The 25,959-nt window shown below is 64.7% G+C and carries 23 protein-coding genes; 17 read left to right on the forward strand and 6 right to left on the reverse strand.

Features of this window, described 5'->3' with window-relative positions:
* Positions 1-13 precede the first annotated feature (13 nt).
* Entirely contained in the window at positions 14-436 is a 423-nt protein-coding gene (locus FDW83_RS00750; RefSeq protein ID WP_138135713.1) for a VOC family protein, read from the reverse strand.
* Between the two features lie 19 nt (positions 437-455).
* On the opposite strand from FDW83_RS00750, the gene FDW83_RS00755 reads away from it, so the two are divergent.
* The gene (locus FDW83_RS00755) at positions 456-776 is read left to right on the forward strand and encodes a chorismate mutase (RefSeq protein WP_138135714.1); all 321 of its coding nucleotides are present in this window, start codon (positions 456-458) and stop codon (positions 774-776) included.
* Positions 777-797: 21 nt separating this feature from the next.
* Here FDW83_RS00755 and FDW83_RS00760 read toward each other — a convergent pair whose 3' ends face one another.
* On the reverse strand, positions 798-1,187 hold the full coding sequence (locus FDW83_RS00760; protein WP_138135715.1) for a hypothetical protein: 390 nt from the start codon (positions 1,185-1,187) through the stop codon (positions 798-800).
* A 189-nt stretch (positions 1,188-1,376) separates the two neighbouring features.
* Between FDW83_RS00760 and FDW83_RS00765 the strand changes: the two genes are divergently transcribed.
* From FDW83_RS00765 to pdxS, 6 genes are all read left to right on the forward strand, one after another.
* Positions 1,377-1,712 carry a DUF6504 family protein gene (locus FDW83_RS00765; protein ID WP_138135716.1) on the forward strand — a complete coding sequence of 112 codons (336 nt, stop codon included), beginning with the start codon at positions 1,377-1,379 and terminating at the stop codon, positions 1,710-1,712.
* Complete coding sequence (locus FDW83_RS00770; RefSeq protein WP_138135717.1) at positions 1,709-5,197, forward strand: DNA polymerase III subunit alpha; 3,489 nt, start codon at positions 1,709-1,711, stop codon at positions 5,195-5,197. Before FDW83_RS00765 ends, FDW83_RS00770 begins: the two co-directional genes overlap by 4 nt.
* A 116-nt stretch (positions 5,198-5,313) precedes the next feature.
* Positions 5,314-7,323: a threonine--tRNA ligase gene (gene thrS, locus FDW83_RS00775; RefSeq protein ID WP_138135718.1), complete on the forward strand. Its 2,010-nt coding sequence runs from the start codon at positions 5,314-5,316 to the stop codon at positions 7,321-7,323.
* 17 nt (positions 7,324-7,340) lie between these two features.
* Positions 7,341-7,928, forward strand: a complete 588-nt coding sequence (locus FDW83_RS00780; RefSeq protein ID WP_138135719.1) for an HIT domain-containing protein — start codon at positions 7,341-7,343, stop codon at positions 7,926-7,928.
* The gene (gene pgsA, locus FDW83_RS00785) at positions 7,918-8,541 is read left to right on the forward strand and encodes a phosphatidylinositol phosphate synthase (protein WP_138135720.1); all 624 of its coding nucleotides are present in this window, start codon (positions 7,918-7,920) and stop codon (positions 8,539-8,541) included. Before FDW83_RS00780 ends, pgsA begins: the two co-directional genes overlap by 11 nt.
* Positions 8,542-8,682: 141 nt before the next feature.
* The gene (gene pdxS, locus FDW83_RS00790) at positions 8,683-9,609 is read left to right on the forward strand and encodes a pyridoxal 5'-phosphate synthase lyase subunit PdxS (RefSeq protein WP_138135721.1); all 927 of its coding nucleotides are present in this window, start codon (positions 8,683-8,685) and stop codon (positions 9,607-9,609) included.
* Positions 9,610-9,844: 235 nt separating this feature from the next.
* Here the strand turns inward: pdxS and FDW83_RS00795 are convergent, their stop codons facing one another.
* A complete protein-coding gene (locus FDW83_RS00795; protein ID WP_138135722.1) occupies positions 9,845-11,857 on the reverse strand; it encodes a M3 family metallopeptidase in 2,013 nt (670 codons plus the stop codon).
* An 84-nt stretch (positions 11,858-11,941) separates the two neighbouring features.
* Between FDW83_RS00795 and FDW83_RS00800 the strand changes: the two genes are divergently transcribed.
* Positions 11,942-13,225, forward strand: coding sequence for a CapA family protein (locus FDW83_RS00800; protein ID WP_138135723.1), 1,284 nt, complete (start codon positions 11,942-11,944; stop codon positions 13,223-13,225).
* 2 nt (positions 13,226-13,227) lie between these two features.
* On the opposite strand, the gene FDW83_RS00805 is transcribed toward FDW83_RS00800, so the two are convergent.
* Entirely contained in the window at positions 13,228-13,986 is a 759-nt protein-coding gene (locus FDW83_RS00805) for a type 1 glutamine amidotransferase (protein ID WP_138135724.1), read from the reverse strand.
* Positions 13,983-15,275: a Mur ligase family protein gene (locus FDW83_RS00810; protein WP_171027398.1), complete on the reverse strand. Its 1,293-nt coding sequence runs from the start codon at positions 15,273-15,275 to the stop codon at positions 13,983-13,985. The genes FDW83_RS00805 and FDW83_RS00810 overlap by 4 nt, the downstream gene beginning before the upstream one ends.
* Before the next feature lie 91 nt (positions 15,276-15,366).
* Between FDW83_RS00810 and pdxT the strand changes: the two genes are divergently transcribed.
* The 9 genes from pdxT to FDW83_RS00855 all read left to right on the forward strand — a co-directional run bounded on the left by pdxT (position 15,367) and on the right by FDW83_RS00855 (position 25,322).
* The gene (gene pdxT, locus FDW83_RS00815) at positions 15,367-16,077 is read left to right on the forward strand and encodes a pyridoxal 5'-phosphate synthase glutaminase subunit PdxT (protein WP_138135726.1); all 711 of its coding nucleotides are present in this window, start codon (positions 15,367-15,369) and stop codon (positions 16,075-16,077) included.
* A gap of 3 nt (positions 16,078-16,080) precedes the next feature.
* Positions 16,081-16,836 (forward strand): YebC/PmpR family DNA-binding transcriptional regulator, encoded by a 756-nt coding sequence (locus FDW83_RS00820; protein WP_138135727.1) that lies wholly within the window; start codon positions 16,081-16,083, stop codon positions 16,834-16,836.
* Positions 16,837-16,886: 50 nt separating this feature from the next.
* Positions 16,887-17,465 carry a crossover junction endodeoxyribonuclease RuvC gene (gene ruvC, locus FDW83_RS00825; RefSeq protein ID WP_138135728.1) on the forward strand — a complete coding sequence of 193 codons (579 nt, stop codon included), beginning with the start codon at positions 16,887-16,889 and terminating at the stop codon, positions 17,463-17,465.
* Between the two features lie 90 nt (positions 17,466-17,555).
* Positions 17,556-18,200 carry a Holliday junction branch migration protein RuvA gene (gene ruvA, locus FDW83_RS00830; RefSeq protein ID WP_138135729.1) on the forward strand — a complete coding sequence of 215 codons (645 nt, stop codon included), beginning with the start codon at positions 17,556-17,558 and terminating at the stop codon, positions 18,198-18,200.
* Positions 18,193-19,281, forward strand: a complete 1,089-nt coding sequence (gene ruvB / locus FDW83_RS00835) for a Holliday junction branch migration DNA helicase RuvB (RefSeq protein WP_138135730.1) — start codon at positions 18,193-18,195, stop codon at positions 19,279-19,281. Before ruvA ends, ruvB begins: the two co-directional genes overlap by 8 nt.
* A 209-nt stretch (positions 19,282-19,490) precedes the next feature.
* Positions 19,491-19,904, forward strand: coding sequence for a preprotein translocase subunit YajC (yajC, locus tag FDW83_RS00840; RefSeq protein ID WP_138135731.1), 414 nt, complete (start codon positions 19,491-19,493; stop codon positions 19,902-19,904).
* Between the two features lie 98 nt (positions 19,905-20,002).
* A complete protein-coding gene (gene secD, locus FDW83_RS00845) occupies positions 20,003-21,760 on the forward strand; it encodes a protein translocase subunit SecD (protein ID WP_138135732.1) in 1,758 nt (585 codons plus the stop codon).
* Positions 21,760-22,770 (forward strand): protein translocase subunit SecF, encoded by a 1,011-nt coding sequence (secF, locus tag FDW83_RS00850; protein ID WP_138135733.1) that lies wholly within the window; start codon positions 21,760-21,762, stop codon positions 22,768-22,770. The genes secD and secF overlap by 1 nt, the downstream gene beginning before the upstream one ends.
* A gap of 161 nt (positions 22,771-22,931) precedes the next feature.
* Positions 22,932-25,322: a bifunctional (p)ppGpp synthetase/guanosine-3',5'-bis(diphosphate) 3'-pyrophosphohydrolase gene (locus tag FDW83_RS00855; protein WP_138135734.1), complete on the forward strand. Its 2,391-nt coding sequence runs from the start codon at positions 22,932-22,934 to the stop codon at positions 25,320-25,322.
* Here FDW83_RS00855 and FDW83_RS00860 read toward each other — a convergent pair.
* Positions 25,203-25,934, reverse strand: coding sequence for a type IV toxin-antitoxin system AbiEi family antitoxin (locus FDW83_RS00860; RefSeq protein ID WP_240720790.1), 732 nt, complete (start codon positions 25,932-25,934; stop codon positions 25,203-25,205). The genes FDW83_RS00855 and FDW83_RS00860 overlap by 120 nt on opposite strands.
* Positions 25,935-25,959 lie beyond the last annotated feature (25 nt).

A 25,959-nucleotide genomic window follows, 5' to 3' on the forward strand; every position in this document is an offset into this window, starting at 1 on the left:
GGGCGGGATTGGCTCAGACGGTGACTCTGCCGCCGTCGTCCACTGTCCAGGACGGGTTGTACGCAATCTCCCAACGGAAGCCGTCCGGATCGGCGATGTAACCGCTGTAGCCGCCCCAGGGCTGGGTGACAGGTTCGGCGACAACAGTGGCGCCGGCCGCTGCTCCCTCTGCCATTACCCTGTCCACCTCCTCGGCACTGCCAAGATTGTGGCTCAGGGTGATGCAGGGCGCCGGACCGGGCGCAGCGACGCCGGCCTCGGCCTGCATCTGCCCTGCGTCCCAGAGCGAGAGCACCAAGCCGTGGTTGACCTGGATGAACACCACGTCGCCGGCCACCTCCTTGTGGACCGGCCAGCCGAGGCCGTCAACATAGAACGCGCGGGACACCGGAACGCTGCGGACGCCGAGTGAAATGAAGTCGACTCTGGGTTGCATGCTTCGATACTGTCAGACGATGGCAACAATTCAAGGAAACGATAGGGACGCCCTGGCCGACAAGGAACAGCTCGCTGCCGTCCGGGTTGCTGTTGATGAGGTGGATGAGCAAATTGTCACCCTCATCGCCCGCCGTGAACGGCTGATCAAGATCGCCGGAACGCTGAAAGGCGATGACGCCGAGGTCCGTGCGCCTGACCGTGTAGAAAAAATCATCGAGCACGTGCGTTCAGCCGCCGTGAAAAAGGACATCGACCCGGACATTGTGGAATCCACCTACCGGGCCATGATCTCCGGATTCATCGAGCTGGAGATGCGGGTCCACAAACAGAACAGCTGAACTGCCGCGGCAGTCCAGCTGTTACAGATTTTCCTCTACGGGGACACCGGACTGGTAGTCCCGGCCGTCCGCCTCACTGAAACCGCTGATGAGGTGCTTCTCGCTGAGCCCGTTGATGGCGGCCAGGGGGAAGTGGCCGGTAATGGTGCTCCCTGAATGGGTCACGCCCGAGAGGTCGTAGTTCTCCTCGCCGCTTTGGTCATGGTTGAACGAGAAGAAGGAAACAGCCTTCCCGTTCATGAATTCGATGCCGAGCCTTCGCTGGGACGAATAGTCAGGGGTTGCGGCAACCAGGCCCACCACAAAAGCACCGGAGTCGGGAATGTCGCCGTCGACGTCGAACGTGGCCACGAGGGTGGATTCCTCGGCTTTGATGCTGACCTGCTTGAGGAGTGCGTCTTGGGTTTTCATGGCACAATCCTGCTCCCTGCTGTACGGTCCGTCCACCCCTGTTTTGGGAAACTGGTGTCCATCTATGCGCGTGCCAACCAGGTTCATGGGGTCCCCCTGAAGCCGTTTCTATGCATTGGCAGCAACCGGGCGTAGACTGGAGCTGTTCGAACACATGTTCGAATACGCAACAGTCCGTCAGGAGGCGCCATGGGCATGTTCAGCGAAGCTGTTGCTGTCGTTTGCGCCCCGGACGGGCAGCCTCAAAGCCTGGTGTGGACCGGGCGCTCCTACGAAGTCTGCGCGGAACCGTTGCGCTGGTATGAACGCCGCCAGTGGTGGGCTGAAGACAGCAGGGCGCCGTTGGGAAGCGGTCCCGGCGTGGTAGACCACGAGATCTGGCGTGTCCAGGTGCTGCCTGCCGGCAGCGGCACGGGAAAAGGCAAGGTCCAGGAACCCCTCACCCTTGACCTCACCAGGCATATCAGGAGCGGCCGCTGGCGGCTCCTGCGGATCCACGACGCCCTTCAGCCCAGAACAGCATGAGCTTTACGCACCTCCACGTCTCCACAGCCTTCAGCGCCCATTACGGGGTCTCGTGGCCGGAAGAACTGGCCCAGGCTGCCGCCGCGGATGGAGCCACTGCGCTTGCCTGCACAGACCGCGACGGCCTCTATGGAACCATCAAGCACCTGAAGGCCTGCATGGACGCAGGGCTGGATCCCATTGTTGGAGTGGACCTTGCTGTCCTGGACGACGACGGCGATCACCGCACCCAGGTGGCAGGCAGGGTAGTGGTGCTTGCCCGCGGCCATAACAACGGTGCCGGATACAGGGCGTTGTGCCGGCTCATTTCTGACGCCCATGCCAGGACTTCCGGGAAGGCGGGGGGAGCCGTCCCGGTAGCTGTCAGCCGGGCGGAACTGGCCTCCCGCACCCTCGATCCGCACACCCTCAAGCCGGTGCTGACAGTTCTGATCGGACCGGATTCCGATGTTGGCCGCGCCATGGGCGGCCGCCGCTATCTCCGGCCCCGGACCCTCTTCAAGCAATGGCTTGATGTCATGCCCGGCGGCACGGTTGTTGCCGAAATCGTCTCCCAGCTGAGTGCACCGGGTTCGCCGCTGAGCACAGCCCACGCAGTGCGCATGCTGAGGCTGGCCGAGGAACACCACGTGCCGGCAATCCTGACCAACGCTGTCCGGTACTGCGCTGCGGATGGCGCGCCCACAGCCGACGTGCTTGATTCTGCCCGGACCTTGAAGTCGCTTCCGGAACTCGCCGCCGAGCCGCTGCTGCAGCCTACAGGCCAGGGATGGCTGAAAAATGCTGGCCAGATGCTTCAGCTTGGCAAGGAAATTATTTCCGCCGCAGGGTACGGTATGGCCGACCTCAAACAGCTGATGGCGCAAACCGAGGCGCTCGCGGATCTGTGCCGCATCGACCCCGTAACTGACATGGGATGGAAGCAGCCCGTTGTGCCGGAGGCTTCTGTCATAGGAATCAGCCAGGACCCCCATGCAGAACTGGTTCAAAGATGCCGGTCAGGCATCGGCAGGCGGTTCCCTGGGGTCTCAGGTGCGGCCGAAAGGACCGTGCTGGCACGGCTGGACCATGAACTCGGGATTATCCGGGACCTCGGCTTCTCTTCCTACTTCCTGACGGTCGCCGAAGTGTCACGGATGATCCAGGAGATGGGGGTCCGGGCTGCTGCCCGGGGGTCGGGTGCATCAAGCCTGGTCAACTACCTCACCGATGTAAGCCACGTGAACCCGCTGCAGCATGACCTGATCTTTGAACGCTTCCTCTCGCAGGACAGGTCAACCCTGCCGGACATCGACATCGACGTTGAAAGCGCTGAACGCCACAACGTTTACCGTCGCATTTTTGAGCGGTTCGGCCCGGAACGGGTCACGCTGATGAGCATGCAGAACGGCTACCGGGCCAGGGGAGCGGTCCGCGACGCCGGTCTGGCACTCGGCATGGACGAGGGCGAAGTAGGGGAGATTGCCAAGCAGTTGTGGCGCTTTTCAGCCAGGAAGTTCCGGGAAGCGTTGCAGGAGAAACCTGAACTGCGGGAGTTTGCCGGGAGGGTTGACCAGCGGGATGTTGACGGAAACCAGCAACTGGACATGCTGGTTGACCTGACTGAACGCCTTGACCGTCTTCCGCGGCACATCTCCATGCACCCCTGCGGAGTGATCCTGGGTGATGCCACCCTCCTGGACCGCACCCCCGTCCAGCCCAGTGGCATTGGCCTGCCCATGAGCCAGTTCGATAAACACGACATGGATCCCATGGGCATGCTCAAGCTGGACGTCCTGGGAGTCCGGATGCAGAGTGCCATGGCTTTTGCCGTCAGGGAAATTATCCGCATCCATAATTCCAAGGGAGAGGTGGTCAAGGCTGGCCGCCATCCTTCTGGCCCCGACGGTACCGGACCGGACTACATCGCAGACAACGGGCACATCGACCTCAATGCCGTACCCCTTGATGACGAAGCAACCTATGAGCTGATCAGGAGCACCCATACCCTTGGCTGCTTCCAGATCGAATCCCCCGGGCAGCGGGAACTGATCGGCAAAATGGCCCCGCGGGAGTTCAATGACCTGATCATCGACATCTCCCTCTTCCGTCCCGGACCCATGAAATCAGACATGGTCCGGCCATTCCTGGAGCACCGGCACGGTTTCGCTCCGGAGGTCTATCCGCACCCCCTCCTGAAACCGGTGCTGCAGGAAACCCACGGGGTGACGGTGTTCCATGAGCAGATCCTTCGGACCTTCCACGTTATGACCGGGTGCGGGCTGGCAAAGGCAGACGAGTTCCGCAGGGCCTTGAGCAGCGAAACCGGGGTATTCCAGGTAGAGGAGTTTTTCCGGCGGGGGGCAAAAGCCAAAGGGTTTTCCCCTGACGTGGTGGACAAGGTCTGGGAAACCTTGAAGTCCTTCGCCAGCTTCGGTTTCTGCAAGGCACACGGGGCTGCCTTTGCAGTACCCACCTACCAGTCGGCCTGGCTCAAAGCCCACCATCCGGAGGCATTCCTTGCTGGTCTGTGGGAACATGATCCCGGCATGTACCCCAAACGGCTGCTGGTGTCCGAAGCGCGGCGGCTGGGCATCCCGATCCTTCCCCTGGATATCAACCGGAGCAAGGCGGAGTACCGTGTGGAACGGATCCTTGAAGGGCAGGACGCCGGTAAATTGGGGATCCGCCTGAGCCTAAACGGGATCTACGGGCTTTCCGGTGCAGAGCTGAAAAGGATCGTGGCAGGCCAGCCCTACGACTCGCTCGCGGACCTGAGGACCAGGTCCAGGATCAGCAAGCCGGGCATCAAGAGGCTGGCCCAGCTTGGCGCCTTTGATTTCCTGCACCGGGAAGCCGGCGGAACAGCAAACCGCGCGGACCTGGTGCACCACCTGCAGAAACTCCAGTCCTCAGGAAGCAGCAGGAAAGGCGTCGAGGTCCTCGAGGGCCAGCTGTCCCTGCCGTTGGGTGATGTGGAACTGCGCAATGTCAGCCCTGGCCTGCCCGCACCCACCCTCGTGGAAAACGTGCGTTCAGAACTTGACCTGATGGCCGTTGATGTCAGCAGCCACCTGATGGACAGCCACCGGCCCCTGCTGGACAAGCTGGGTGTAACCACGGCGGACAAACTCCTTGGCCTGCGCAACGGGACAGAGGTGCTGGTGGCCGGCGTCCGCGTTGCCACGCAGACACCCCCGATGCGGGGCGGCAGGAGGGTGGTTTTCATCAGCATCGACGACGGCACCGGCTGCGTCGATTCGGTCTTCTTCCATGAAGCACAGGAATACGCCGGAAGCCTGCTGTTTGGTACCCGCCTGCTGCTGATCCGCGGCACCACGCGCCGCACGGGTCCCCGGGGGATCAGCCTCAGTGCCAGCATGGCCTGGGACCTGAGCAGGACAGAAACCCTGCCGTTCCCGGATGCCGCAGCACCGGAACCGGAGGTTGAGCACCCGCTGGACGGCATCAGCAGGAGCCTCGCCATCACCGGATTCAACGGTTGACCCTGCCGTGTGCCGCGTTGGTCGGCCCTACATTGAACGGATAGCATTGACGATGGCTGGCTGTGGTCCCTGTATGCCACAAGCTATGAAGCCTGAACTTTGAATAGGAGACACCCGTGTCAGATGCCCAGCAGATCACCCTCGTCGTCGATGGCGAAGAGACAAAGGTGACTACCGGGACAACCGGTGCGGAACTCTTCTTTGAGCGCCGCGATGTCGTTGTGGCCCGCGTCAACGGTGAACTGAAAGACCTGGACCAGGAACTTCCGGAGGGTGCCGACGTCGAAGGCGTCACCATCGATTCGCCTGACGGACTGAACGTGCTCCGGCACTCCACCGCCCACGTCATGGCCCAGGCGGTGCAGCAGCTGCGTCCGGACGCCAAGCTCGGAATCGGGCCCTACATCACCGACGGTTTCTACTTCGATTTCGACGTCGCCGAGCCCTTCACACCGGAGGACCTCAAGACCCTCGAAAAGATGATGCAGAAGATCATCAACCAGAACCAGAAGTTCGTCCGCCGCGTGGTAAACGAGGACGAGGCCCGCGAGGCCATGAAGAACGAGCCCTACAAACTTGAGCTGCTGGGCAAGAAGAACGACGCCGCCGAGGCCGGTGAAGGCGTGAACGTGGAGGTCGGCGCCGGCGACATCACCATCTACGACAACGTGGAGCGCAAGGACGGCACCACGGTCTGGTGCGACCTGTGCCGCGGGCCGCACCTGCCCAACACCAAACTGATCTCCAACGCTTTCGCCCTGACCCGGTCCTCTTCCGCGTATTGGCTGGGCAACCAGAAAAACCAGCAGCTGCAGCGCATCTACGGCACCGCCTGGCCCACCAAGGACGCATTGAAGGCGTACCAGGAACGCATTGCTGAGGCCGAGCGCCGCGACCACCGCAAGCTTGGTTCGGAACTGGACCTGTTCTCGTTCCCTGACGAGCTCGGTTCCGGCCTGCCGGTGTTCCATCCCAAAGGCGGCATCATCCGCAAGGAGATGGAGGACTACTCACGCCAGCGGCACGTCGAGGCCGGCTACGAGTTTGTGTACACGCCCCACATCACCAAGGGGCACCTGTACGAGGTGTCAGGCCACCTGGACTGGTACAAGGAAGGCATGTTCCCGGCCATGCAAGTGGACGCCGAACTCAACGAGGACGGCACTGTGCGCAAGCCCGGCCAGGACTACTACCTGAAGCCGATGAACTGCCCCATGCACAACCTGATCTTCAGGTCGCGCGGCCGCTCCTACCGCGAACTGCCACTGCGCCTGTTCGAGTTCGGGTCCGTCTACCGGTACGAGAAATCCGGCGTGGTGCACGGACTCACCCGCGTCCGCGGTATGACCCAGGACGACGCCCACATCTACTGCACCCGCGAGCAGATGAAGGATGAACTCACAAAGACCCTGAACTTCGTCCTGGGCCTGCTCAAGGACTACGGGCTGAACGACTTCTACCTGGAGCTGTCCACCAAGGACCCGGAAAAGTACGTCGGCGACGACGCCACCTGGGAAGAAGCCACCCGTACGCTTGCCGAGGTGGCCCAGGAATCGGGGCTGGAACTGGTCCCGGATCCGGGCGGGGCGGCCTTCTATGGCCCCAAGATCTCGGTGCAGGCCAAGGACGCCCTGGGCCGCACCTGGCAGATGTCCACCATCCAGCTGGACTTCAACCTTCCCGAGCGCTTCGAGCTTGAGTTCCAGGCAGCGGACGGTACCCGCCAGCGTCCGGTCATGATCCACCGCGCACTGTTCGGTTCCATCGAGCGCTTCATGGGTGTGCTCACGGAGCACTACGCAGGTGCCTTCCCCGCATGGCTGGCACCCGTCCAGGTGGTGGGCATCCCTGTGGCGGAAGCGTTCAACGACTACATGTTCGACGTCGTGGGTCAGCTCAAGGCGGCAGGCATCCGCGCCGAGGTGGACACTTCCTCGGACCGCTTCCCGAAGAAGATCCGCACGGCCAGTAAGGACAAGATCCCGTTTGTGCTGATCGCAGGCGGCGACGACGCCGAGGCCGGCGCCGTGTCCTTCCGCTTCCGCGACGGAAGCCAGGACAACGGGGTGCCGGTGGCGGAAGCCGTCAAGCGGATCACGGAAGCCGTCCGTAACCGGACCAGCTGACGGAACGGAACAGCAGCGTGCAGGAGAACACAGGCGGAGGGTATCCCGGTGATGCCGGCGTTACCGACGACTTTGCCCTCGCCGGTGTCCCGGACGCTTTCCAGCGCCTGTGGACTCCGCACCGCATGGCCTACATCAAGGGCGGGCAGCACCAGTTCAAGAACGAAGATGACTGTCCCTTCTGCGTCGGGCCAGGCCGCACGGACGAAGACGCGCTCATCGTCCACCGCGGGAAGACCTGCTACGTGGTGCTCAACCTGTTTCCCTACAACCCCGGGCATCTGCTGGTATGCCCCTACCGCCACATCCCTGACTACACGGACCTGACGGTGGAGGAGACCGCGGAATTCGCCGACCTGACGCAAACGGCCATGCGGGTCCTGCGGAAGGTGGCGAACCCCGGCGGGTTCAACCTTGGCATGAACCAGGGTGTGGTGGGCGGCGCCGGCATCGCCGCCCACCTGCACCAGCACGTGGTTCCGCGCTGGGGTGGGGACGGCAACTTTTTCCCCATCATTGCCCAAACGAAGGCCATCACCCAGACACTCGATGAGGTCCGCCAGCAGGTGGCAGATGCCTGGCCCGGGGAGACGGATGCTGAATAGGCACGCGCGCGGTTTCTTCACTGCGCTGTTCACCCCGCTTGCACGCTGGTTGCTTCGGATCGGTGTTTCCCCTGACGCGGTGACGGTTATCGGCACCGCCGGAGTTGTTGTTGGTGCCCTGGTGTTCTATCCCCTGGGGCAGCTCTTCTGGGGAACGCTCTTCATCACCGCCTTCATCTTCTCCGACGTCCTGGACGGCATCATGGCCAGGATGCAGGACGTGAAAAGCCGGTGGGGCAACTTCCTCGACTCCACCCTCGACCGGATCGCGGACGGTGCGCTTTTCGCGGGGCTGGCCGTCTGGTTCTTCACCGCAGGGGCCAACACTCCCATCGCCGTGGCGGCCACGCTCTGCCTGGTTCTGGGCATGGTGGTTTCCTATGCCCGGGCCAAAGCGGAGTCCCTCGGCTTCACCGCCAACGTGGGAATCGCCGAACGCGCCGAACGCCTCGTTTCGGTCCTGGTGGTCACCGGCCTCACGGGCCTGGGCCTGCCTCCGGTGGTGCTCCAGGTGACCCTGGTGCTCCTCGCGCTGGCAAGCCTTGTCACCGTGGTCCAGCGGGTACTTTCCGTCCGCCGGCAGGCCCAGGCAGAACCGTCAACTGCGGATTAAGCATGATTAAGCCGGCCGGCCGCCGGGGGACTAGTATTAGGACTGCCCGGTCAATGTTCCGGCAAAATCCGTGTGTGCACAGTACGGCATCTGCCGCCTGCACGCGCGGCGAAGGTCATCTATCTACCCATAGGGGTTTTTGTGTCTACACCTGATGTAAGCAGCGAGGCCGGTTCGTCCGCGAACAGCTTCACGGGCAGCAGCCGCGTGAAGCGGGGCATGGCCGAGATGCTCAAGGGCGGCGTCATCATGGACGTCGTCAATGTCGAACAGGCCCGCATCGCCGAGGACGCCGGTGCTGTTGCTGTAATGGCGCTGGAACGCGTTCCGGCCGATATCCGCGCCCAGGGCGGCGTGTCCCGGATGTCCGATCCGGACATGATCGACCAGATCATCGATGCCGTGTCCATCCCGGTCATGGCCAAGGCCCGCATCGGCCACTTCGTCGAGGCCCAGGTCCTGCAGTCGCTGGGCGTGGACTACATTGACGAGTCCGAGGTCCTGACGCCGGCCGACTACACCAACCACATCGACAAGTGGAACTTCACCGTTCCCTTCGTCTGCGGTGCCACCAACCTCGGTGAGGCGCTGCGCCGCATCAACGAGGGTGCGGCGATGATCCGTTCCAAGGGCGAGGCCGGCACCGGCGACGTCTCCAACGCAACCACGCACATGCGCCAGATCCGCGCCGAGCTGCTCAAGCTCGCCGCCCTTCCGGAGGACGAGCTGTACGTTGCGGCGAAGGAGCTGCAGGCCCCTTACGAGCTGGTCAAGGAAGTTGCCTCCACCGGCAAGCTCCCGGTGGTGCTGTTCACCGCCGGCGGCATCGCCACCCCCGCCGACGCTGCCATGATGATGCAGCTCGGCGCTGACGGCGTGTTCGTTGGCTCGGGTATCTTCAAGTCCGGCAACCCCGCCCAGCGCGCCGCCGCCGTCGTGAAGGCCACCACCTTCTACGACGACCCCGACGTCATCGCCAAGGCCTCCCGTGGCCTGGGCGAAGCCATGGTGGGCATCAACGTCGACGAGATCCCCCAGCCGCACCGCCTCGCCGAGCGCGGCTGGTAATTTTCTCCTCGCGCCTTGTGGGCGCCTGGCAGCGCTGATCCTCTGCGTGCTATTCCCCGCGCTCCCTCGGCAGCTTTATCGCTGGTCGGGGCGCGGGGGCCCTTTTACGCACGCTGACGGATCACCACCGCCTGTCGCCGCGGTGCACTTCACTCATGAGATGACGACGCCGGTCCCTCACCTTCTGTGGTGGGGGACCGGCGTCGTCCTTTTTCTTGCAGAGAAGTGGCGCGTTCTATTCGAGGCCGCGGCGTTTCAGGAGGGGTTCCAGCCTTGCGTCGCGGCCGCGGAGGGTGCGGAAGGAATTCAGGGGGTCGCGGCTGTTGCCGCGCGACAGCAGTTCCTGCCGGAACCGTTCCCCGTTGGCGCGGGTTAGTCCGCCGTTTTCGCTGAACCAGTCCACCGTCTCGGCGTCCAGCACCTCGCTCCAGATGTACGAGTAGTAGCCCGCCGCGTACCCTGCACCCGCGAAGATGTGCTGGAAGTAGCCCGTCCGGTACCGGGGCGGAATCAGGGGATGGGCGATTCCTGCCGCAGCCAGGGCTTTCGCCTCGAACTCCAGGGCGTCGTCCGGAACTTCGCCGGGCTCCAGCACGTGCCAGGCAAGATCCAGCAGTGCAGCGCCGAGGTACTCCGTGGTGGCAAAGCCCTCACCCCACAACCGGGATTCATTCAGCTTGTCCACAACATCCTGCGGCAGCGGTTCGCCCGTGACGTGATGCCGCGCGTAGTTGGCCAGAACCTCCGGCCACATGATCCACATCTCGTTGACCTGCGACGGGTACTCAACAAAGTCGCGGGGCACGGATGTTCCGGAGAAACGCGGATAGGTGACGCTCGAGAAAAGCCCGTGCAGGGCATGGCCGAACTCGTGGAACGCGGTGCGGAGTTCATCCAGGGTCAGCAGCGTTGGTTCGCCGGCCGGGGGCTTTGAAATGTTGAGGTTATTGATAACCACGGGCCGGGTCCCCAGCAAGGCTGACTGTTCAACGAGCGAGTTCATCCAGGCCCCGCCGCGTTTGGATTCCCGGCTGTAGTAGTCGCCCAGGAACAGGCCAAGGCCGCTGCCATCCCCGTTGCGCACCTCCCAGACCCGCACGTCGGGGTGGTAGCCGGCCAGATCCGGGCGTTCATGGAAGGTGATGCCGTAGAGGGAGTTGGCCGCAAAGAAGACGCCATCCTGGAGGACCCGGTCCAGTTCGAAGTACGGCCGGAGCGCCTGCTCGTCAACCTCGTACTTCTCCTTGCGGACCTTCGCCGAGTAGTAGGCCCAGTCCCAGGCCTCCAGCGGGTGGCCGGCGGCTTCGGCCAGCGCGGCGGCCTCGGCATCGGCATTGCGGACGGCTGACGGGGCCATCCGGGCGAGCATTGTCTGGACCGACCCGAAGTCCGGTGCGGTCTGCCGGTCCACCACGAGCTCAGCGTAGTTGGCGAAGCCCAGGAGGGCCGCTTTGTCAGCCCGCAGGCCGCTCATCTGCCGGGCCAGTTCCAGCACGTCGAGCTTCCCGCCGCCGCTGCCGCGGGCCACGGACGCTTCGAAGAGACGACGGCGGACGTCCCGGTTTTCAAGCGCGGCGAGGGCAGGCTGGTTGCCGGGCTGCACCAGGGTCAGCAGGTACTTCCCGCCGTGGCCGGCTGCCCGGGCAGCTTCGGCTGCGCTGGCGACGTCGTCCGCCGGCAGGCCGGCGAGTTCATCTGCGCTGTCGAGCAGGAGGGCCGCCGACTTCATTCCCTCCTTCACGCGCTGGCCGAATTCAGTACCGAGCCGGGCAAGTTCGGCGTTGATGGCCTTAAGCCTTTCCTGCGCCGGCCCGTCGAGCTGGATGCCGGACTGCCGGAACTCCTTCAGGTACTCCTCCAGCAGGCGTGCCGCTTCGGGGCCGCAGGCGGAGCCATCAACAGCGGCGAACCTCTCGAACAGCGCACGGTTCAAGTAGATATCGTCCTGGTGGGCGGAAAACCGTGGTGAGAACGTCGTCTCGAGTTCCCGGATTTCGTCCGAAGCGTCGGCGGACACCAGCGTGAAGAAGGCTGCCGCGGCGCGCTCCAAAAGGCGGCCGGAGCGTTCCATGGCCACCACAGTGTTTTCGAACCCTGCCGGCTCCGGGTTGTCCGCAATTGCCTGGATTTCGGCCAGGTGCTCCGCCAGCCCGGCCTCGATGGCTTCCGCGTAATGGGAGGAGTCGATCTCATTGAACGGCGGCAACCCGTAGGGCAGGGGACTCGGGGCCAGGAGGGGGTTCGTCATGAGGTAAACCTTTCACAGCACGGCACGCTTCTCAACGCGGCGAAATATCGATTCCGGGACGTGACCGTCCTTACAATGGCGGTTATGGGGACCGTAGCCGGGTTGTCGGCGTGGCGCTTGCGCGTCTGCGCCCTGGCAATGTCGTTGGCCGGAGCACTCACTCTCCCGGGTGTGCTGGCCGGCTGCGGCCTGCTCGCCGAACAAAACGGAACCTCCACGCCTGCTGCGCAGTCCACCACATCAGCGACGGGCACGCCTGCCGCTGATCCCGTGACCGAACCTCCAGCCACAGCTGCACCAACCCCGACGCCCGGCAAGGGTCTCGGCTGCCCGGTTCTTCGCTGCACCACGGTGCTGGTCACCGGCGACATGCTGGTGCACGATGAGTTGTGGCACCAGGCGCAGCAGGACGCTGCGGCCGCGGGTAAGCCCGGCTTGGATTTCGTTCCCCTGCTGGAGGGCCAGCGCCGCTACATCAGCAACAGCGACCTTGCCGTCTGCCACCAGGAGACGCCGGTGGCGGGACCGGAAGGGCCGTTCTCCACCTACCCGTCCTTCAACGTTCCACCCCAGATCATTGCAGCCGCAAAAGAAGTGGGCTACCAGGCCTGCACCACCGCCAGCAACCACACAATCGACCGCGGCACGGACGGCCTGCTGCGTACGCTTGACGCCCTTGACGCGGCAGGGCTGAAGCACACCGGCTCCTATCGGACAGAGAACGAGTCCGCGGGAATCCTGATCCTGCAGACGCCGGCCGCCAAGGTGGCACTCATCCAGGCCACCTACGGACTCAACGGACTGGTTGCGGAATACCCGTGGCAGGTGGACATGCTGGACGCACCGGCCATGATTGCCAAGGCGGAAAGGGCCAGGGCCCAGGGCGCCGACATCGTCCTCGCCGCGATGCATGCCGGTGACGAATACTCCAGCGCCCCAAATGCCCAGCAGCTGGACGTTGCCCATGCCCTGGCGGACAGCGGACAGTTCAACCTGATCTACGGGCACCATACGCATTCGGTCCTGCCCATCGAAAACTACAACGGCACCTGGATTGTCTACGGGCTCGGCAACGGGGTTACGGAGCTCTCGCCCACTTATACCGTCAACAATGAAGGCCTGCTGGTGCGCGCACAGTTCGGACAGGACGAGTCGGGCAAGTGGTCCGTCACCGACCTCGCCTGGGCGCCGTCCGTGATCGTCAGCAATCCCTACCGTTGGTGCTCGGTGGCTTCGGACGCGCCGCAGGGACCGTGTGAAGGAGCCGGGGCTGACGCTGAAACCCGGCAACGGACACAGAGCGTGGTGGAATCGATGGGCGCGGCGGCGGCCGGTGCCCGCGAACTCCTCATCACCCGCGAGCCGTAAGGTCAGCGGGGACGGCGGCCGGCGTGTTCGCGGGCCAGTTCCGCGTAGCGGTCGTCCGGTTGGCCGGGTTCAAACGATCCGAACTTCCGTTCCGCCGCTGTGCGGATCAGGAAGTCAGCGATGGCCGGGTTCTTTGGCAGCAGGGATCCGTGCAGGTAGCTGGCCACGATGTTGCGGTAGCGGGCGCCCTCGTGCCCGTCGCTGCTGTTGTTGCCGGTTCCCTTGGCTGTCGTGCCCAGCGGTCGGACTCCGCTGCCCAGGCTGGTCTGGCCGCTGTGGTTTTCGTAGCCGAGGACCTCCCCGAATTCGGGCGTCGCAACCTTCACGTTCCCGATCAGGCGTTCGTCGGTGCCGTGGGTTTCAACATCGAGGACGCCGATGCCGGGAATCACGGCACCGGTCCGTGTTTTGAAGAACCGGCCAAAAAGCTGGTACAGGCCGCAAATAAGCAGCATGGGGGTGCCGTCCTCTGCGAGGTCCTTCAAGGCGGCCGCCCGGTCCTGCAGGTCCTCCTGGATGACCAGTTGGCCGCTGTCCTGGCCGCCGCCGCCCACGATGATGTCGACGTCGTCGGGAAACGGATCACCCACGTTGTACTCCAGCAGTTCGGGGGTGTACCCGTGCCAGCTGATCCGTCGCTGCAGAACCAGGGCGTTGCCCCAGTCGCCGTAGATGTTCATGTCCCGGGGATACAGCTGGACCACCCGGAGGCTGCCCTTCCCCTGGCCGGCGGCAGGGACGGCGGACGTTTCCGGATTCACGAGACAACCTCCACGGTGGTGATCTTGGACAGTTCGCGGCGGATGGCCAGCATGGCGGTGTAGGTGCAGAAGATGCGTTTTGGCTTGCCGGCAGCTTCCCTGATGAAGGCGGCCAGGGCCGGTGCGATGTCCGGCTGCACGTCCCCGAACGGAACCTCGTCATACTGCAGCCGCAACGCCATGTCGTAGGCGCGGGAACCGGTGAGCTGGTCCACGCCCTCTTCGCGAAGGGAGTCGAACTCCACGTCCCACAGCCAGGACATGTCCCGGCCGTCCGCGTAGTTGTCGTTGATGGCGATCATCGTTGCGTAGCCGCCGGCCGGAAACGACTTCAGCCCGAGCCGGAAGCCGCTCGGGTTCTTGACCAGCACCAGGTCCAGCGGCTGGCCATCGACGGTGAGGCTTTCGCCGCGGCCGAAGGCGGGCGCCACCTGGGAGAGGGCTTCCAGCAGCGTTGCGTGGTCCGCGTCGACGGCACCTCCGCCGCAGATGCTTCGCGCCAGGGTCAGGGCCGCGGCTGCGTTGAAGATGTTGTACACCCCGCGCAACTTCATCCCGGTGGTGACCGTGCCGCCGTCGTACTCAAACTCGGCGCTGTCGGCGCCCACTTTGCGAAGCACGACGTCGGCTGCGGGCTTTTCCGGAAGGTCCGCCGGGGCGGGGCTGCCGGGAGCGGCGCGCATGTCGTCATCGTTCGGAAAGGTAGCCAGCAGTGAATCGTCCAGGCCGAAGTACCGGACTTCCTGTCCCGTGAGCGTTTCGGCGATCCGGGCCACCCGCGGGTCTTCGCGATTCAGGACCACCGTGCCAGTGGTTTTGGCGGCGATGTGCTGGAGCAGCTGGGCCGTCTTGTCGATTTCGCCGAACCGGTCAAGCTGGTCCCGGAGGACATTGAGAAGGAGGCAGTAGCGGGGCGGAACACTGTTGACGAAGTGGACGGCGTGGGCTTCATCCAGTTCCAGGACAGCGATATCCGCCTCGAGCCGGCCGCGCCAGTCCACCTCACCGAGCAGGGCAGCTGCAACGCCGCGGGTGAAATTGCTGCCTGTCCGGTTGGTGAAGACCTTGAGCCCCTGGCTTTCCAGCAGTTCCACCACCATCTTGGTGGTGGTGGTCTTCCCGTTGGTGCCGCTGACCACCGCCACGCCGTGGGGGAGGGTGCTGAGAGTCCGCCGCATGAAGCCGGGGTCGATTTTCTCGACCACCAGGCCCGGCAGGGCCGAACCGCCGCCCCGGAGCCGGGATGCCCGGCGAACCAACTTGCCAAGCGGAACACTAAAGGAAAACATGTTTCGAATATATCCCAGCAGCGGCATGCAACTTTCGCTCCGGCTCCGACAGCGGACCGGTCGGTCATGCCAGGCCCCGTATGCTGGATGGATGACAAATGCCACTTCAGCTGCTTCCGCGCGCGTGGGCTCAGGCCTGCGGATCGGCGTCCTGGCGCTCCAGGGCGACTTCCGGGAGCACCTCAGCGCCGCAGAGGCCACGGGGGCCGAGGCTGTGGGAATCCGCCGGCCCAAGGAACTGGACGGCCTGGACGGGCTGATCATTCCCGGCGGTGAATCAACCGCCATGGACAAACTGGCCCGGGCCTTCGAGCTCGCGGAACCGCTGCGGGAGCGGATCACCGAGGGGCTGCCGGTCTACGGGTCCTGTGCGGGAATGATCCTGTTGGCCTCGGATATAGCGGACCCCGCCACTGATCTTTCAGGCGCCCCGCAGCAGACGTTCGGCGGGCTGGACATGACGGTCCGCCGCAACGCATTCGGCCGACAGCGGGACTCGTTCGAAACAGACCTTGAATTCAAAGGGCTTGATTTCAGCGCGGGCGAAGAAGGCGTGCCTCCGGTGCATGCCGTGTTCATCCGCGGGCCCTGGGTGGAGCGGGTTGGCCCCGGCGTGGAGGTCCTGGCGCAGGTGGAGCCCGCGGAACCCGGGCACGCGTCCCACGCAGTCCCCCTGCCCGGGACGGCTAGAATTGTGGCAGTGCGTTCCGGCCGGCTGCTGGCCACCTCCTTCCATCCGGAAGTGACAGGGGAGAAGCGCGTACATGAACTTTTTATCCGCATGATCAGAGGAGAAGCGTAAAGCATGTCAGGCCACTCCAAATGGGCGACGACCAAGCACAAGAAGGCCGTCATCGACGCACGGCGTGCCAAGTCGTTCGCCAAGCTGATCAAGAACATCGAAGTAGCCGCACGAATGGGCGGACCGGACCTGGCCGGCAACCCCGGCCTGGAACTTGCCGTTACCAAGGCGAAGAAGACGTCCGTCCCCAACGACAACATTGACCGGGCCATCAAGCGCGGCGCAGGCCTGACCGGCGAGGTGGTGGATTACACCGAGATCATGTACGAAGCCCGCGGTCCGCAGGGCTCGGCGCTGCTGGTCGAGTGCCTTACCGACAACAAGAACCGGGCGGCGTCCGAAGTCCGCCTCGCCATCTCCCGCAATGGCGGCACCATCGCCGATCCCGGCTCCGTCAGCTACCTGTTCACCCGGAAGGGTGTGGTGAACCTGCCCAAGAACGGACTCAGCGAGGACGACGTCCTGATGGCAGTCCTGGACGCCGGAGCTGAAGAAGTCAAGGACAACGGCGAATCCTTCGAAATCCACTCCGAGCCCGGTGACCTGCCCGCCATCCGTGAAGCCCTCAACACTGCCGGAATCGAATACGACACCGATGAAGTGGAATTCGTGCCCTCCATGCAGGTGGAGCTGGACGTGGACGGTGCACGCAAGTTCATGAGGCTTGCCGACGCGCTGGAAGACCTCGACGACGTCCAGAACGTCTACAGCAACGCCGATTTCAGCGACGAAGTCCAGGCCGCCCTGGAATCCGAGTGACGTCCGGCTTTGCCTGCTGAAGCCGGGTTCCTGCCAGGGAGCGGAAGCAGGTGACGCTTCGTGTCCTGGGGGTAGACCCCGGCCTGACGCGCTGCGGCATCGGCGTAGTGGATGTGGAGCGCAACCGGCGGGCCACCATGGTTGCCGTCGGCGTGGTGGGAACAACGCCCGAGGAGAGCCTTGACCAGCGCCTTCTGGTGATCGCTTCCGCCATCGATGAATGGCTGGACCGCTACGAGCCGCAGGTATTGGCCGTCGAACGCGTCTTCTCCCAGCTCAACGTCAGCACGGTGATGGGCGTCGCCCAAGCGTCCGGCGTGGTCATCGCAGCCGCCGCCCGGCGGGGGATTCCGGTGGCCCTGCACACGCCGTCGGAGGTCAAAGCCGCTGTGACGGGAAGCGGGTCGTCCAACAAGGACGCTGTGACAAAGCTCGTCACCAAAATCCTGCGCCTTGAAGCCCCGCCCCGGCCCGCCGACGCCGCCGATGCGCTGGCGCTGGCCATCACGCACGCCTGGCGGGCGGGCAGCGGTGCAGCAGTCGCGACCACCGGACCCGGAAGTTCGTCGCTCACGCCCGCGCAGCGCGCCTGGGCGGAGGCGGAAGCCAAGGCGCGCCGTGCCCGCTGAATGTCCATGCTGCTTGCTAGGGTATTCGTAGATATGTTCGGATAGCCGGTCCTCCCGCCCCGGGGCACGGCAGACACCAGGAGCTTGGCCTTGATCAGTTTCCTCCGCGGAACCGTAGCGCACATAGGCCTGTCCACGGCCGTGATCGACCTCAACGGCGCCGGCATGAGCGTCTTCGCCACCCCGCAGACCCTGAGCGGCCTGCGCACCGGCGAGGAAGGCAAGCTCTTCACCTCCCTGATCGTCCGCGAGGATTCCCTCACCCTTTTCGGCTTCGCCACCGACGACGAGCGCGAAGTATTCGACGTGCTCCTCAGCGTCAGCGGGGTGGGCCCACGCCTGGCCCTTGCCGTCCTGGCTGTCCACGATCCGGAGGCCATCAGGGTTGCGGCGCACACAGGTGACAGCAAGACGTTCACCAAGGTGCCCGGCATCGGTCCCAAGGTGGCGGGACGGATCGTGCTGGAGCTCGCCGGGAAACTGGTGCCGCATGGCACCGCCGGTTCGGCAGCCGCGCCCACCGCGGCCGAAGCCGCCTGGAAACCGCAGGTGGTTGCCGCAATGACCAGCCTGGGCTGGTCCGAGAAGGACGCTTCCAGCAGCATCGACAAGGCCCTTGCGGATGAGCCCGAGGTGTCGTTCCGCGGCAACGTGCCCGAAATCCTCCGGACCACGCTGCGCTGGCTGGGCCAGGACGGTGCACGCGCCGGCAACCGCGTAGGCAGCCGTGGCTGAACCATCGCTGGTGGCCGCGGGGGAGGAGCCGGAGGAACGGGCCATCGAGGCCGCCCTCCGCCCGAAGAACCTCGACGACTTCGTGGGCCAGCACCGGGTCCGGAAGCAACTTTCGCTGGTGCTCAAGGCGTCCCGCATGCGGGGCCGTACCGCGGACCACGTGCTTTTTTCCGGTCCGCCCGGCCTGGGCAAGACCACCCTGGCCATGATCGTGGCCGCGGAAATGAACGCCCCGCTGCGCCTCAGCAGCGGCCCGGCCATCCAGCACGCGGGCGACCTCGCTGCCATCCTGTCCTCGCTGTCCGAGGGTGAGGTCCTGTTCCTCGACGAAATCCATCGCATGTCCCGCCCGGCCGAAGAGATGCTGTACATGGCCATGGAGGACTTTCGGGTGGACATCGTGGTGGGCAAGGGGGCCGGGGCCACCGCCATTCCCCTGGAGCTGCCGCCCTTCACCCTGGTGGGAGCCACCACCCGGGCGGGATTGCTTCCGGGACCGTTGCGCGACCGTTTCGGTTTCACCGGACACCTGGAGTTCTACTCCGTGCCGGAGCTGGAACTGGTCCTGCGCCGCTCCGCCGGGTTGCTTGACCTGAAGGTCAACTCGGCCGGCTTTACCGAGATCGCCGGCCGCTCCCGGGGAACGCCCCGCATCGCCAACCGGCTGCTGCGGCGCGTCCGCGACTGGGCGCTGGTGCATGGCATTGAACAGATCGACGCCCGCGCGGCCTCGGCCGCCCTGGACATGTACGAGGTGGACAAAAAGGGGCTGGACCGCCTGGACCGCTCCGTCCTGGAAGCCCTCATCACCAAGTTCGGCGGCGGGCCGGTGGGGCTGTCCACCCTGGCCATCGCGGTAGGGGAAGAAACCGAAACCGTCGAAACCGTCGCCGAGCCCTTCCTCGTCCGGGAAGGCCTGCTGGGCCGGACACCGCGGGGCAGGATAGCCATGGCGCCGGCGTGGACGCACCTCGGTTATGCAATTCCGTCGGGTGTCTTCGCACAGGAACAACTGGAGCTCTTCGAGCCGGATTCCGATGCCGCCGCGGCGGCGGGGGAGTGGGGCCCGGAAAGTCAATAACAGGCTCCGTCCAGCTTTTCCCCTTAGACTGGTATGACGCTCGGCACGTCCGGGCCTTAGTTTCTGCCGGCGCCATACAAACTGGCCGCCACCGTGGGGAAGGGATTCCGCCAGGCTTCTGCCTGTCAGTCCGACCCCTGGCCGGAACAGGGCCGACGTGCCGGAAAAATCGGTTCGGCACTTAAGGAACGGAATTCCCCTTGGATCTAATGTCAATTCTCTTGTTCGTCATGCTCGGAGTGTTCATCTTCATGATGTTCCGGCGCAACAAGAAGACGCAGCAGCAGCAGGCGGAGCTCCAGTCGAAGTTCGGCCCCGGCGTCGACGTCATGACCAGCTTCGGTCTCTTCGGCCGCATCGTCGACCTCGACGACGCGGAGAACAAGGTCACCCTTGAACTGTCCCCGGGAAACCTCGCAACCGTCCACCGCCAGGCTGTCACCAAGATCATCGAGCCCGTGGTTGCAGAGCCCGTGGTTGCAGAGCCCGAGCCTGCTGCTCCGGCCGTACCGGACGATGCCTCGTCCCTGACTGGCCGCGAGGGCGGCAGCAGCGCTGCCCCGGCCGAAACACCCGACGAAACCCTGAAGCGCCTCAACGACGAGGGCAAGAAGGACATCTAGTCCCGCTGACCGTACGACCCTCTACCGCAGCGGACTGCCGCCGGTGCTGGCCCCAGCAGGCACCGGCGGTTCTTCCATGATCAAGAGAAAGATCGACAATGGCACGAACTGGCCCTAAGAAACCAGGCCTCCGGGTCCTGGTCTGGCTCGGTGTAATCATCGCCGCGCTGACCGCTGTCCTGGCCGGCGGCACCCTCACCGGGCAGGCAAGCTGGGCGCCCAAACTCGCGCTGGACCTTGAGGGCGGAACCCAGATGATCCTGGCGCCGAAGGTCGAGGGCGGTTCAGAGATCAACGAGGAACAGTTGAACCAGGCGGTGGCGATCATCCGCCAGCGCGTCGACGGATCCGGCGTCGCCGAGGCCGAAATCAGCACCCAGTCCGGGCGCAACGTGGTGGTCAGCCTTCCGGGAACACCCTCCAGCCAGACCCGCGACTTGATCCAGGCGTCCGCCGACATGAACTTCCGCCCGGTGTTGCTTAACGGTGCCGGCGCACCCGTCCCCGAGGAATCCCGCGCGCCGGAAGACCAGTTGCCCAAGCCGACGGCTGAGCCTGTAAACAGCAGTGACACCAACTGGATCACTCCCGAGGTCTACCGCCAATTCGAGGCCCTGGACTGTGACAACCCGTCGCAGGACGAGCAGGAGCGCTCCGACCCCGCCAAGCCGCTGGTCACGTGTGAACCGGCTACGGACACCAATCCGGCGATCAAGTACATCCTTGGTCCGGTGGAGGTCAAGGGCAGCAACATCGTCACCTCCTCCTTCCAGCTGCAGCAGGGCGCCCAGGGCGCCGTCACCAACGACTGGGCCGTCAACATCCAGTTCGACGACGAAGGCACCGCCAAGTTCAAAGAGGTCACCGAGCGCCTGAACCAGTTTTATGTGGCTGCGGGCGGCGAATCAGGAACCGACCCCAAGGCGCAGTTCGCCATCGTCCTGGACGACCAGGTCATCTCCGCACCCCGTGCCCTTGCCGTGATCACCGACGGCCGTCCCCAGATCACCGGCGGTTTCACCGAGCAGACCGCCAAGACGCTGTCAGACCAACTCCGTTTCGGTGCCCTGCCCATCAGCTTCGAGATCCAGAGCGAGCAGCAGATTTCCGCCACCCTCGGCGGGGAACAGCTGCGGATGGGCCTCCTGGCGGGCCTGATCGGCTTGCTGCTGGTTGTGGTCTATTCGCTCTTCCAGTACCGGGCGCTTGGCTTCGTCACCATCGCCTCGCTGGTGGTGGCCGGCATCCTCACCTACCTGGCCATCGCCATCCTCGGCTGGACCGAAAACTACCGGCTCTCCCTGGCCGGCGTGGCGGGCATCATCGTCGCCATCGGCCAGACGGCTGACTCGTTCATCGTCTACTTTGAACGCATCCGCGACGAACTCCGGGAAGGCCGCGGGCTGGTGTCCGCCGTCGAAAACGGCTGGAAGCGGGCAAAGCGCACGGTGCTGGCCTCCAAGGCCGTCAACCTCCTGGCGGCGCTGGTCCTGTACTTCGTGGCCGTCGGCAACGTCCGAGGCTTCGCCTTCACCCTTGGCCTCACCGCCATCGCCGACCTCATCGTGGTGTTCATGTTCACGCACCCGACGCTGCAGTTGCTGGCCCGCACCAGGTTCTTCGGCGAGGGACATCCGCTGTCCGGCCTTGACCCCAAGCGCCTCGGGGCCGTGCCGCTGTACCGCGGTGCTGGACGCCTGCGGACCCCTGAAGTCAAGCCGGCAGTGGTCCGGGCCAAGAACGCAGGGGCAGCCGCTGAGGCTGAGCGCCGGATGACTATCGCTGAACGCCGCCTGGCGGAGAAGCAGGAGCAGCTTGCCGGTTCCTCCAAGACGGCAGCGAAGGAGAACAAGTAATGTCAGGCTTCGCCAATTTCGGCAACGAGCTTTACACCGGGAAGCGCTCCTACGACTTCGTGGGCGCCAAGAAGATCTGGTTCCTCATAGCTGCCGTAGCGGTGGCCCTGTCCATCCTCATCCCGGTTGTCAAGGGCGGCTTCAACCTCGGCATTGAATTCCGTGGCGGATCGGAATTTACGGTCTCTAACGTACAGACCACGGATGCGGCCCTGGGCGAGAAGGCCGTCACGGACGTCGTCGAGGGAAGTGTTCCCCGCGTTGCGAACGTCGCCGGAACCACCATGCGGATCCAGACGGACAGGCTCACGGATGACGAAACGCTCCGCATCAAGGAGGGGTTGACCACGGCGTACGGTGTCACCGACAACGAGGTGACCTCCACTTTCGTGGGGCCCACCTGGGGTGCTGATGTCACCAAGCAGGCCCTGATCGGCCTGGTCATCTTCGTCCTGCTCGCGGCTGTCCTGATGGCACTGTACTTCCGCACCTGGAAGATGTCCCTCTCGGCCATCGCCGGCATGGCGGTCACAATGTTCGTCACTGCCGGTGTCTACGCGCTGAGCGACTTCGAGGTTACGCCTTCGGCGATTATCGGCTTCCTGACAGTGCTGAGCTACTCGCTGTACGACACGGTGGTGGTCTTCGACAAGATCCGCGAGAACACGGCGGATATCGACTCGTCCACCCGCCGCACCTTTGCGGAGGAAGTCAACCTCGCCGTCAACCAGACCCTTGTCCGTTCGATCAACACCATGATGGTTGCCATCCTCCCGGTGGGTGCCATCCTGTTCATCGGCGCCGGGCTGCTGGGCGCCGGGACGCTCCGCGACCTGTCGCTGGCACTGTTCGTCGGCATCCTCATCGGCACGGCAGCCACCATCTTCGTGGCCGCCCCGATGTACGCCTGGCTCCGCCGGAATGAGCCCGACCTCGTGAAGCAGGCCAAACGCGTGTCCCACCGCCGGAGCACTGAGCGCAGCGCTTCCGCGGCTCCCGCAGGGGCCTGATCCGCCGCAACACGAGGGCCGTCAAAGCCAGGCCGCCTGTAACGGGCCGGACAACGTGATTCCACGGGGTCCGGCCCGCTGTGCGTTTAGGGGCCGGTTATAAAACTCACCGCCGTGGGGAATAGACTGAGGTAATTGAAACGGTGGTGAGGGGTGCTTCATTGGAAGAACGTTCGGCGTCAGCGCCAACGGCACAGGGAGACAAGAATCCTGCCGGTGTTCAAACCGGGGCCGCGGCATCAGCGCGCCCTGGTTCGTTGGTGCCCGTTGACAACTCGGGGTCCCGCCCCACGTTTCCCGGCCGCCGGGAACGGACCCGGTCCCGGCTGGCCCGGCTGACCGGACGGAACACGGCCACCTATTCGCCCATCCTGGAGCCGCTGCTCCGGACAGTCCGGGCCAACAACCCCAAAGAGGACTTCGACCTCATCCAGCGCGCGTTCGACGTCGCCGAACAGAGCCACCGGGGGCAGAAGCGTAAGAGCGGCGACCCCTACATCACCCACCCGGTAGCGGTGGCAACCATCCTCGCCGAGCTGGGCCTGAGCGGCACCACTCTCGCGGCGGCCCTGCTGCACGACACCGTGGAGGACACGCCCTACACGCTGGAGGACCTCAAGCGGGACTTCGGTCCTGAAGTGGCCATGCTCGTGGACGGCGTCACCAAGCTGGACAAGGTCAGCTTCGGCGAGGCTGCCCAGTCCGAAACGGTCCGCAAGATGGTCGTGGCCATGGCCAAGGACATCCGCGTGCTGATGATCAAGCTGGCCGACCGGCTCCACAACGCCCGCACGTGGCGCTTTGTGTCCGCCGAGTCTTCCGCCCGCAAGGCGCGGGAGACGCTGGAAATCTTCGCCCCGCTGGCACACCGCCTGGGCATGAACACCATCAAGTGGGAACTTGAGGACCTGTCCTTCGCGGCGCTCTACCCAAAGGTGTACGAAGAGATTGTCCGCATGGTGGGGGACAGGACGCCCGAGCGCGAGAAGAGCCTCAGCGTCATCCGCGACCAGATCACCGAGGACCTGCGGACCGCCCGGATCAAGGCGACCATCACCGGCCGGCCCAAGCATTACTACTCGATTTACCAGAAGATGATCGTCCGGGATAAGGATTTCGACGATATCAATGACCTGATGGGTGTCCGTGTCCTGGTGGACTCTGTCCGGGACTGCTACGCGGCCCTCGGCACCATGCACTCGCGCTGGAACCCGCTCCCGGGCAGGTTCAAGGACTACATCGCGATGCCCAAGTTCAACATGTACCAGTCGCTGCACACCACGGTGATCGGCCCGGGCGGCAAGCCGGTGGAGATCCAGATCCGGACCCACGAGATGCACCGCCGCGCGGAATACGGCGTGGCTGCGCACTGGAAGTACAAGGACCAGCCCAACCGGACAGCCGTCGGGCCGGGAAGCCCCCGTGACGGGGACATGGGATGGCTGCGGTCGCTGGTGGACTGGCAGCAGGAAACTTCGGATCCCGGCGAGTTCCTCGATTCGCTGCGCTTCGAAATCAACGCCCGCGAGGTGTTCGTCTTCACGCCCAAGGGTGAGGTCATGGCCTTGCCGGCCGGCTCCACACCGGTGGACTTCGCCTACGCAGTCCACACTGAAGTGGGGCACCGCACCATCGGGGCACGTGTCAACGGGAAACTGGTCCCGCTCAACAGCGAATTGAACCACGGCGACTGGGTGGAAATTTTCACCTCCAAGGCCGAAGGCGCAGGGCCAAGCCAGGACTGGCAGCACTTCGTCAAGAGCGCCAGGGCACGGAACAAGATCCGGCAGTGGTTCAGCAAGGAACGCCGTGAAGAGGCGATCGACCGCGGCAAGGAACTGCTGACCCGCGCCATGCGGAAACAGAATCTTCCGTTGCAGCGGCTCATGACGCACGAGGCCCTGGCCGCGGTGGCCGAAGAGTTCAAGTACGTGGACATCTCCGGGCTCTACGCCGGTGTGGGCGATGGGCATACGTCCGCCCAGGCGGTCATGGAGAAGCTCGTCGAGAGCCTCGGCGGGAACGAGAGCGCCGACGACGACATCACCGAAGTCAGCATCCCCACCCAGGTCACCAAGGCACGCTTCTCCGACTCCGGTGTGGTGGTGCGCGGCGTCGGCGACGTCTGGGTGAAGCTTGCCCGCTGCTGCACGCCGGTGCCGCCGGACCCCATCCTGGGTTTTGTCACCCGCGGCTCCGGCGTTTCAGTACACCGGACCGATTGCACCAACATCTCCGACCTCAAGGACCAGCCGGACCGCATTGTGGACGTGGATTGGGCGCCCACCCAGTCGAGTGTGTTCCTTGTGGAGATCCAGGTGGAAGCCCTGGACCGCAAGTCGCTGTTGTCCGACGTAACCCGGGTACTGTCGGACAACCACGTGAACATCCTTGCCGCGAGCGTGCATACGTCCACGGACCGTGTGGCCATCTCAAGGTTCGCCTTTGAGATGGGCGACCCCAAGTACCTGAGCCACGTCCTCAGCGCCGTCCGCCGGATCGACGGGGTGTTCGACGTCTACCGGACCACCGGCAACAAGCGTCGGAGCTAGCCGGGCGAGCTTTTCCAAGGCCGCCTTTTTGTGGGGCACCCGGGGGCTTGCCTCAATCGCCAGGACCAGCAGACGCAGCCGCACGTCGTTCTGCGGGCGTGCCAGAAGGCCTGCGAGGGTGGGGACGGCACTCTCGGTGTCCACATGCAGGGCGATATCCAGCGCCGTGCGCAGCGGACTCGACACCATCAGGCCGCCCAGGCTGACAACGTCGAACGGGCCGAGCTTTACCTCGTGCAGGCTGCAGCCCCGCGTATTGCGGAGACTGGATACGCGCCGCTTGGTGTCCACGAGGAGGGCGAGCCTGTCCGGCTCGGCGGCACACCCGTAGATCCAGGCGGCCGTCATACGTCCCGCCACCACCCGCTGCCTGACTGCTGCCGGGACGGCACCGGCGGCAGCCCGGGCACGCAACTGCGGAGAAGCCAGCACCCCGGGCAGGGTATAGCCGTGCTGGTTGAGGCGGACCAGGAGTCCGTCCGATGCGAGGGACTGCAGCTCCGGTCCGGCGAACGGCATGCCGGGCGCATACAGTTCGGGAAACCGTGGCGGCGCAACCTGGCTGCCGGATAGGGAATCGTGCCCCGCAGGAGGAGCCGGTGGTGTTGCCATTCGCCCATCCTGCCAAGCCCCGGTT

Origin of the sequence: Pseudarthrobacter sp. NamE2 (assembly GCF_005796205.1) — a bacterium.
In the GTDB taxonomy this organism is placed as follows: Bacteria; Actinomycetota; Actinomycetes; order Actinomycetales; family Micrococcaceae; genus Arthrobacter.

Coding starts and splice junctions, on each gene's coding strand:
- FDW83_RS00750 (WP_138135713.1), bottom strand. CDS start 436: ATGCAACCCAGAGTCGACTTCATTTCACTCGGCGTCCGCAGCGTTCCG.
- FDW83_RS00755 (WP_138135714.1), top strand. CDS start 456: ATGGCAACAATTCAAGGAAACGATAGGGACGCCCTGGCCGACAAGGAA.
- FDW83_RS00760 (WP_138135715.1), bottom strand. CDS start 1,187: ATGAAAACCCAAGACGCACTCCTCAAGCAGGTCAGCATCAAAGCCGAG.
- FDW83_RS00765 (WP_138135716.1), top strand. CDS start 1,377: ATGGGCATGTTCAGCGAAGCTGTTGCTGTCGTTTGCGCCCCGGACGGG.
- FDW83_RS00770 (WP_138135717.1), top strand. CDS start 1,709: ATGAGCTTTACGCACCTCCACGTCTCCACAGCCTTCAGCGCCCATTAC.
- pgsA (WP_138135720.1), top strand. CDS start 7,918: ATGCTGAATAGGCACGCGCGCGGTTTCTTCACTGCGCTGTTCACCCCG.
- FDW83_RS00795 (WP_138135722.1), bottom strand. CDS start 11,857: ATGACGAACCCCCTCCTGGCCCCGAGTCCCCTGCCCTACGGGTTGCCG.
- FDW83_RS00800 (WP_138135723.1), top strand. CDS start 11,942: ATGGGGACCGTAGCCGGGTTGTCGGCGTGGCGCTTGCGCGTCTGCGCC.
- FDW83_RS00810 (WP_171027398.1), bottom strand. CDS start 15,275: ATGTTTTCCTTTAGTGTTCCGCTTGGCAAGTTGGTTCGCCGGGCATCC.
- pdxT (WP_138135726.1), top strand. CDS start 15,367: ATGACAAATGCCACTTCAGCTGCTTCCGCGCGCGTGGGCTCAGGCCTG.
- FDW83_RS00820 (WP_138135727.1), top strand. CDS start 16,081: ATGTCAGGCCACTCCAAATGGGCGACGACCAAGCACAAGAAGGCCGTC.
- yajC (WP_138135731.1), top strand. CDS start 19,491: ATGTCAATTCTCTTGTTCGTCATGCTCGGAGTGTTCATCTTCATGATG.
- secD (WP_138135732.1), top strand. CDS start 20,003: ATGGCACGAACTGGCCCTAAGAAACCAGGCCTCCGGGTCCTGGTCTGG.
- secF (WP_138135733.1), top strand. CDS start 21,760: ATGTCAGGCTTCGCCAATTTCGGCAACGAGCTTTACACCGGGAAGCGC.
- FDW83_RS00860 (WP_240720790.1), bottom strand. CDS start 25,934: ATGGCAACACCACCGGCTCCTCCTGCGGGGCACGATTCCCTATCCGGC.